We start from the raw sequence: 7616 nt of genomic DNA on the forward strand, positions 1-7616 counted from the left end.
CGGACGACTTCTTCGAGCTGGGGGGCCACTCGCTCTTGGCGACGCAGGTGCTGTCGCGCGTGCGAAGCCTCTTCCGCGTGGACCTTCAGCTGCGGGACGTCTTCAACGCTCCGACGGTGGAGAAGCTGTCCGTCCTCATCGACCAGGCGCTCCAGGCCGGCGCGGGCACGCAGGCGCCCGCCATCGTGCCGCTGCCCCGCGAGGGCCAACTGCCGCTGTCGTTCGCCCAGCAGCGCCTGTGGTTCCTGCACCAGCTGGACGCATCCAGTCCGGCCTACAACGTGCCCATGGTCCTTCGCTTGAAGGGCTCGCTGGACGTGATGGCGCTGGAGCAGAGCTTCACGGAGCTGGTGCGTCGGCATGAATCGCTGCGCACGTCCTTCCACGTGGTGAACGGGCAGGCCACGCAGGTCATCCACCTGGCGGTGTCGCTGCCGCTCGCGGTGATCAACCTCTCCGACATCCCGGAGCCGGAGCGCCATGAGGAGGTCCGCCGGCTCGCGGACGAGGAGGCCGTGCACCCGTTCCAACTGGCCACCGGCCCGCTGCTGCGCGTGAAGCTGCTCAAGCTGGACGAGGAGGAGCACATCCTCCTGCTCGTCATGCACCACATCGTCTCGGACGGCTGGTCCATGGGCGTGCTGGTGCGGGAGATGGCGGCCTTCTACGAGTCCTTCGCCAACGGCCGCACACCGGTCCTGCCGGAGCTGCCGGTGCAGTACGCGGACTACGCGGGCTGGCAGCGCGGCTGGCTCCAGGGCGAGGTGCTGGAGAAGCAGCTCGGATACTGGAAGCGGCAGCTGACCGGCGCACCTTCCGCGCTGGAGCTGCCCACGGACCGGCCGCGTCCGGCGGTGCAGACGTCGAACGGCGGCAGCGTCCCGGTGAAGCTGGGCCGGGAGCTGACGGAGGCGCTGAAGACCCTGGCGCTGAAGGAGGGCACCACGCCCTTCATGGTCCTCCTGGCAGCGTGGCAGACGCTGCTGTCGCGCTACTCCGGCCAGGACGACATCAGCGTGGGCACGCCCATCGCGGGCCGCCAGCGCGCGGAGACCGAAGGCCTCATCGGCTTCTTCGTCAACACGCTGGTGCTGCGCACGACGCTGGACGGCGACCCCACGTTCCGCGAGCTCCTGGGGCGCGTGCGCGAGACGACGCTGGGCGCGTACGCGCACCAGGAGGTGCCGTTCGAGAAGCTGGTGGAGGCGCTGGCGCCCACGCGCGACACCAGCCGCACGCCGCTGTTCCAGGTGTCCATGACGCTACAGAACGCGCCGGAGGCGGCGCTCCCGCTGACCGACCTCACGCTGGAAGGCGTGGAGGTGGAGCACCGCACCGCGAAGTTCGACCTGGCGCTGGGCCTCGGGGAGACGGCGAACGGCCTGGAGGGTGGGCTCGAGTTCAACACCGACCTGTTCGACGCGAGCACCGCCGAGCGGATCGCCCGGCACCTGGGTGTGCTGCTGGAGGGCATCGCGGCGAACCCGGATGCGCGCCTGCACCAGCTGCCGCTGCTCACGCCGGAGGACCGCGCGCAGGTGGTGGCGGGATGGAACACCCACGAGCGCTTCCCGGTGGACGCGTGCCTGCACTCGATCTTCGAGGCGCAGGTGGCGCGCACCCCGGGCGCCGTCGCCGTCACCTACGGCGAACAGCGCCTCACGTACCGCGAGCTGGACAGGCGGGCGAACCAGCTGGCGCATCACCTGCGCTCGCTGGGCGTGGGGCCGGAGGTCCTGGTGGGCCTCGCGGTGGAGCGCTCGCTGGAGCTGATGGTCGGCCTGCTCGCCATCCTCAAGGCCGGCGGCGCGTACCTGCCCATGGATCCCGCGTACCCGCGGGAGCGCCTGGAGTTCATGGTGGAGGACGCGCGCGTGCCGGTGGTGCTCACCCAGCAGCACCTGCTGGACGTGGTGCCGTCGGGCGCGGCGAAGCGCCTGTGCCTGGACTCGGACGCGGCGCAGTGGGCCTCCGCGCCCACCACCCCGCCGGACAGCGGCGTGGCCCCGCATCACCTGGCCTACGTCATCTACACGTCCGGCTCCACGGGGCGGCCCAAGGGCGCGCAGATCGAACACGCCCAGGTGGTGCGCCTCTTCGACGGCACGAAGCACTGGTTCGACTTCGGCGCGAAGGACGTGTGGACGCTGTTCCACTCGTACGCGTTCGACTTCTCCGTCTGGGAGATGTGGGGCGCGCTGCTGTACGGCGGCAGGCTGGTGGTGGTGCCCTACGAGGTCAGCCGCGCGCCGGCGGACTTCCACGCGCTGCTCAAGCGCGAGGGCGTCACGGTGCTCAACCAGACGCCGTCCGCCTTCCGTCAGCTCATCCAGCACGAGGAGCGCGCGGGGGACCCTGAGGGCCTGTCGCTGCGCACGGTGGTGTTCGGCGGCGAGGCGCTGGAGTTCGGCAGCCTGCGGCCGTGGTACGCGCGCCACGCGGACGACGCGCCGGTGCTCGTCAACATGTACGGCATCACCGAGACGACGGTGCACGTCACCTACCGGGCGCTGAAGGCGGCGGACGCGGAGGGCGGACGCGGCAGCGAGGTGGGTCAGCCCATCCCGGACCTCCAGGTGTACGTGCTCGACGCGCACGGCCAGCCGGTGCCTCCGGGCGTCACGGGGGAGCTGTACGTGGGCGGCGACGGCCTGGGCCGTGGCTACCTGGGCCGGCCGGAGCTGACCGCGCAGCGCTTCATCCCGGATCCGTTCAGCAGGCGGCCCGGCGCGCGGCTCTACCGCTCCGGCGACCTGGCGCGGTGGCGCCCCAACGGCACGCTGGAGTACCTGGGCCGTGCGGACTTCCAGGTGAAGGTGCGCGGCTTCCGCATCGAGCTGGGCGAAATCGAGGCGGGCCTGCTCTCGCACCCGAGCGTGCGCGAGGCCGTGGCGCTGGTGCGCGAGGACGTGCCGGGCGACAAGCGCCTGGTGGCGTACCTCGTGGGCGCTCCGGGCCAGGCCGTGGCGGGAGCCCAGGAGCTGCGCGAGCAGCTGCGGCGCACGCTGCCGGAGTACATGGTGCCGGCGGCCTTCGTCACGCTGGACGCGCTGCCGCTCACGTCCAATGGCAAGGTGGACCGGCGCGCGCTGCCCGCGCCGGACACCACCCGCACGGAGGCCTCCACGCGGGTGGTGGCGCGCACGCCGCTCCAGCTCCAGCTGGTCCGCATCTGGGAGGAGACGCTGGGGGTGTCGCCCATTGGCATCCGCGACGACTTCTTCGACCTGGGCGGCCACTCCATGCTGGCGGTGCAGCTGATGGGCCGCATCCAGCAGGCCACCGGCCGCAACCTGCCCCTGGCGTCGCTGTTCCAGGCGTCGACGGTGGAGCAGCTCGCCGCGCTGCTGGAGCAGGAGGCGCGCGCGTGGTCGCCGCTGGTGGCGCTGAAGCCGGAGGGCACCAGGCCGCCGCTGTTCTGCGTCCACCCGGCGGGCGGCGGCGTCCTCTGCTACGTGGACCTGGCGCGCGAGCTGGACGCGGATCAGCCCTGCTACGGCCTCCAGGCCCGGGGCACCGAGGGCGAGGAGCCCCTGGGAACCGTGGCGGAGATGGCCGCGCTGTACCTGGCGTCCGTGCGCCAGGTGCAGCCGCACGGGCCCTACCACCTGGCGGGCTGGTCGCTGGGCGGCATCATCGCCTTCGAGATGGCGCGGCAGCTTCGCGCGGAGGGCGAGGAGGTCGCGCTGCTCGCGAGCATCGACGCCTACACCGTGCAGCACATGGTGCCGGACAAGCAGCCGGAGCAGGTGCTGGAGGAGATGCTCACCTCCGAGCTCACCTTCATGCTGGCCACCACCACCGGCGGTGACCCCATGGAGCTGCGCGAGCGCATCTCCCGCATGACGCAAGCGGAGCGCGTGAACTACTTCTACGAAGTGGGCAGCCAGAGCGACTCGCAGATCGCCGAGGTGGGCGTGGACCGCGTGCGCAACCTGTACCGGGTGTTCGAGTTCACGTCGCGCGCCTTCACGTCGTACGACGCGAAGCCGCTCGACGGGAAGCTCGTGCTGCTGCGCGCCAGCCAGCGGCCCGACACGCGCGAGGACCACGGCTGGGAGGGGCTCGTCTCCGGCGGCGTGGAGGTCGTGGACATGCCGGGCTCGCACATGACGATGATGCGCAAGCCGCTCATCGCCAACGTGGCGAAGGAGCTCCAGGCCCGCATCGGCTCCTGGACGGCGCCCGTGGACGACCCGAAGAAGAAGCTCGGGTAGCGGGGCCGGGCGGGCTCCGGGGGCACCCTGGGAGCCCGCTGGGCGGGCCGCCTGGAAGAACGCGTGGTCGAAGAGGGGCGCGCGGGTCAGGGCCACGGGGCGGTGGCGCTCGCGTCAACGTGAGACGCGCTAGGATGGGCACATGCGCCTGTTCGTGCTCACCGGTGTCTGGCTGGCGCTGTCCGGCGCGCTCGGCACGGAGCTGCGGCGGGACGGCTACAGCTTCCGGCCGCCGGACGTGTTCCGGATGACGCGCTGGGAGCGCTACACGGGCTCGCAGGTGGGCGCGGTGTCGGAGGACGGCGTGCGCGCGCGCGGCCTGTCCGCGGCGCTGGCGGACGGCGAGGGCCCGGACGCGGCCACGTTCCTCATCGCCGTGGTGGACGGGGACTTCTCCGCCAGCCCCTCGGAGCGGGACGCGTTCTCCACCGCCGTGGTGCAGCACTTCCAGCGCGAGCTGGGCGTGGCGCTGACGCCGGAGCGGGTGGACCGCGTGGGCGGACCGGTGCCCCGGGTGGAGGTGTTGGGGACGCTGCGTGAAGCCGGACAGGTGCGCACGGTGCTGGTGGCGGGGCTGGCCTCCGAGGGCCGCCACGCCGTGGTGACGGTCAGCGCGCCCGCCGCCCGCTGGGATGCCCTGGCCCCCGGGGTGCGCGCCTCGCTGGAGACCTTCCGGATGGAGGCCCCGGTGGCGGGGGTCGTGTCCCGGAGGCTCGCGGGGGCGCTGGCGGGCACCCTGGCCGGCGCCCTGGTGGTGTCCTACGCGGCCTGGCGGCGCCGCCGGCAGGGGGAGGGGCCGGCCTCATCGTAGGGCTGGGTGCGGGGACGGTGACGGTGTCCCCCCGGGGGGCTCGCGGTGGGATACGGTGCCGCCGCCCATGTTCTCCCTTCTCCTTGTCGCCGTGCTCGCGCAGGGGCCCGCCGCCCCTCCGGAGCCCTCGGCGTCCCCGGCCCCGCCGGTCCTCCCCGCGCCGGACGCTGGCGTCGCGGACGCGGTGGTGCCCCCCCTTCCGGTGGCCTCGCTGCCTCCGGCCACGCACGAGCTGTTCCGCCGCATCCAGGGCCGCGTCGCGCAGGTGCGCATCATCGAGCGCCGCTCCGGAACGAAGTCCTCCATCGGCTCCGCGTTCTTCGTGAGCGCGAAGGGCCACGCCCTCACGAACTACCACGTCGTGTCCGACCTGGTGCTCCACCCGGAGGACTACACCGCGGAGCTGGACCGGGGCGACGCGACGGTGCCGGTGCGCCTGCTCGCGGTGGACGTGGTGAGCGACCTGGCCGTCATCCAGGTGGACTCGCCCATCAGCGACTACTTCAAGCTGGAGGAGCAAGAGCCGCCGCAGGGCACGCGCCTGTTCGCCATGGGCAACCCGCGCGACCTGGGCACCACCATCGTGGAGGGCACCTACAACGGCCTGGTGCGCGACGCCCTCTACGAGCGCGTGCACTTCACCGGCGCCATCAACCCCGGCATGAGCGGCGGGCCCACGCTCAGCGGCGAAGGCGGCGTCGTGGGCGTCAACGTGGCCACCATGGGCAACCAGGTGGGCTTCCTGGTGCCGGTGGCCCGCGCGCGCTCCCTGCTCGACCAGGCGCTGGCGCGGGGGGCGCCTCCGGAGCCGGCGACGCTGCTGGCGTCCGTGAAGGAGCAGCTGATGACCAACCAGCAGCGCATCACCGACCGGCTGCTGGCCACGGACCTGCCGAAGCAGGCGCTGGGCGACTACCGCGTCCCCGGCCGCTGGAGCCCGTTCCTCAAGTGCTGGGGCGACACGCCGCACGATCCGGAGACGCCCTACACGGTGACGAGCTACCAGTGCTCCTCGGAGGAGGACATCTTCCTGTCCTCCAGCCACCGCACGGGCGTGGTGACCTACCTGCACCAGCACGTCGAGAGCCAGAAGCTGGGCGCGATGCGCTTCTCCGCGCTCTACAGCACGCTCTTCTCCCAGGACCCGGACGCGGTGCCCGCCACGCGCGAGGACGTCACCAACTTCCGCTGCACGTCGGAGTTCGTGGACGTGAAGGGCCTCACGGTGCGCGCGGCGCTGTGCCTGCGCGCCTACCGCCGCTTCCCGGGCCTCTATGACCTGGTGCTGCGCGCGGCCACGGTGAACGCGTCCACGCGCGGCGTGGACACCAGCCTCACGCTGGGCGGCTTCTCCGCGGAGAACGCGCGCAAGCTGGCGCGCCGCTACCTGGAGGGCCTGTCGTGGACGAAGTGATCTTCCTGGAGGTGCTGGAAGGGGACGCCGTCCAGGCCCGCCACCGGCTGGAGCGGTGGCCGGTGACGGTGGGGCGCGGCTACGCCAACGATGTCATCCTGGACGACCCGAAGGTCTCCGCGGAGCACCTGCGCCTGGAGCGGCGCGAGGACGGCGCGGTGGTGCTGCGCGACGTGGGCAGCGTCAACGGCACCTTCAGCGTGGAGCCGTGGGTGGCGCTGAAGGAGCTGGTGCTCACCCCGGACGTGCGCGTGTCCGTGGGGGACACGGTGCTGCGCTTCCGGCCGCGCTCCTTCGCGGTGGAGGACACCGTCGTCAACGAAGCCCCCGCCGCGCCCAGCGAGCGCCTGCTCGAGCGCCCCCGGGCCTTCGCGCTGTCGCTCCAGGCGCTGGTCGTGATGTCCTTCCTCTCCGAGCGGGTGACCCAGTTCCGCAAGACGGACTGGGGCGACCTGCTGATGTCCACCGTGGTGCCCCTGGGCCTGGCGCTCCTGTGGGCGGGCGGCTGGTCGCTGGCGAGCCGCATCGCGCGCAAGCGCTTCTACTTCCGGGTGCACACCACCATCGCCGCGCTGGTGCTGCTGGGCTTCTCGCTGTCGCCGCCCGTGTTCGCGCTCCTGGGCTTCAGCTTCTCGCTGGGCGCGTGGCTGAGCTTCGTGCGCACCCTGGCCGTGTTGGGGCTGGTGGGGTGGGGGATCTACTGGCACCTGCGCTACGTGACGCGCTGGAGCGGCAAGCGGGTGGTGCGCGGGCTCGTCATCGCGTCGGTGGGCGTGCTGGTCCTCACCAACGTCTCGGAGGTGCTGGGCAACGAGGACTTCAGCGAGGCGCTGGAGTTCCCCCGCTCGCTCCTGCCGCCGGTGCTGCGCGTGGCCCCGGCGCGCTCCCTGGATGCGTTCTTCGACGACGCGAAGCCGCTGGAGAAGAAGGTGGACGCGCTCGTGAAGGAGCGCTGAGATGCCGTGAGTTTCAGTCAAGCGTTTGCGCATGGGGAGGGGATCGGGGAGGGGGCTGCAGGCAGCAGCGGAGTGAAGGGCTGCCGCCGTCTGGCGACGGAGTAGACGGCGGCGAGCAGCTTGCGCATGGCGGCGACGAGGGCCTGCTTGGGCAGCTTTCCACGTGCTCGCAGGCCCTCGTAGAAGCGGCGCAGCCAGGGGTTCTTGCGCACCGCGGT

Annotated in this window: 4 protein-coding genes and 1 pseudogene; 4 read left to right on the plus strand and 1 reads right to left on the minus strand. The window is 72.2% G+C overall.

The annotated features are described in order from the left end of the window. From U8525_RS33965 to U8525_RS33980, 4 genes are all read left to right on the plus strand, one after another. Positions 1-4217: amino acid adenylation domain-containing protein (locus tag U8525_RS33965; protein WP_374270893.1), on the plus strand; the 4217-nt coding region annotated here is incomplete at its 5' end. A gap of 142 nt (positions 4218-4359) precedes the next feature. Continuing rightward, entirely contained in the window at positions 4360-5028 is a 669-nt protein-coding gene (locus U8525_RS33970) for a hypothetical protein (protein WP_374270894.1), read from the plus strand. Positions 5029-5095: 67 nt separating this feature from the next. Beyond that, the gene (locus tag U8525_RS33975; protein WP_374270895.1) at positions 5096-6442 is read left to right on the plus strand and encodes a serine protease; all 1347 of its coding nucleotides are present in this window, start codon (positions 5096-5098) and stop codon (positions 6440-6442) included. Then, a complete protein-coding gene (locus U8525_RS33980) occupies positions 6430-7398 on the plus strand; it encodes an FHA domain-containing protein (RefSeq protein WP_374270896.1) in 969 nt (322 codons plus the stop codon). The genes U8525_RS33975 and U8525_RS33980 overlap by 13 nt, the downstream gene beginning before the upstream one ends. A 17-nt stretch (positions 7399-7415) precedes the next feature. Here U8525_RS33980 and U8525_RS33985 read toward each other — a convergent pair. Beyond that, positions 7416-7616, minus strand: a pseudogene (locus tag U8525_RS33985) (hypothetical protein); the annotation flags it as partial.

Origin of the sequence: Corallococcus sp. RDP092CA (genome assembly GCF_041903675.1) — a bacterium.
Classification (GTDB): Bacteria; Myxococcota; Myxococcia; order Myxococcales; family Myxococcaceae; genus Corallococcus.

Bases quoted from the DNA above. Each gene is read 5' to 3' on its own strand.
- U8525_RS33970 (WP_374270894.1), top strand. From the start codon at position 4,360: ATGCGCCTGTTCGTGCTCACCGGTGTCTGGCTGGCGCTGTCCGGCGCG.
- U8525_RS33975 (WP_374270895.1), top strand. From the start codon at position 5,096: ATGTTCTCCCTTCTCCTTGTCGCCGTGCTCGCGCAGGGGCCCGCCGCC.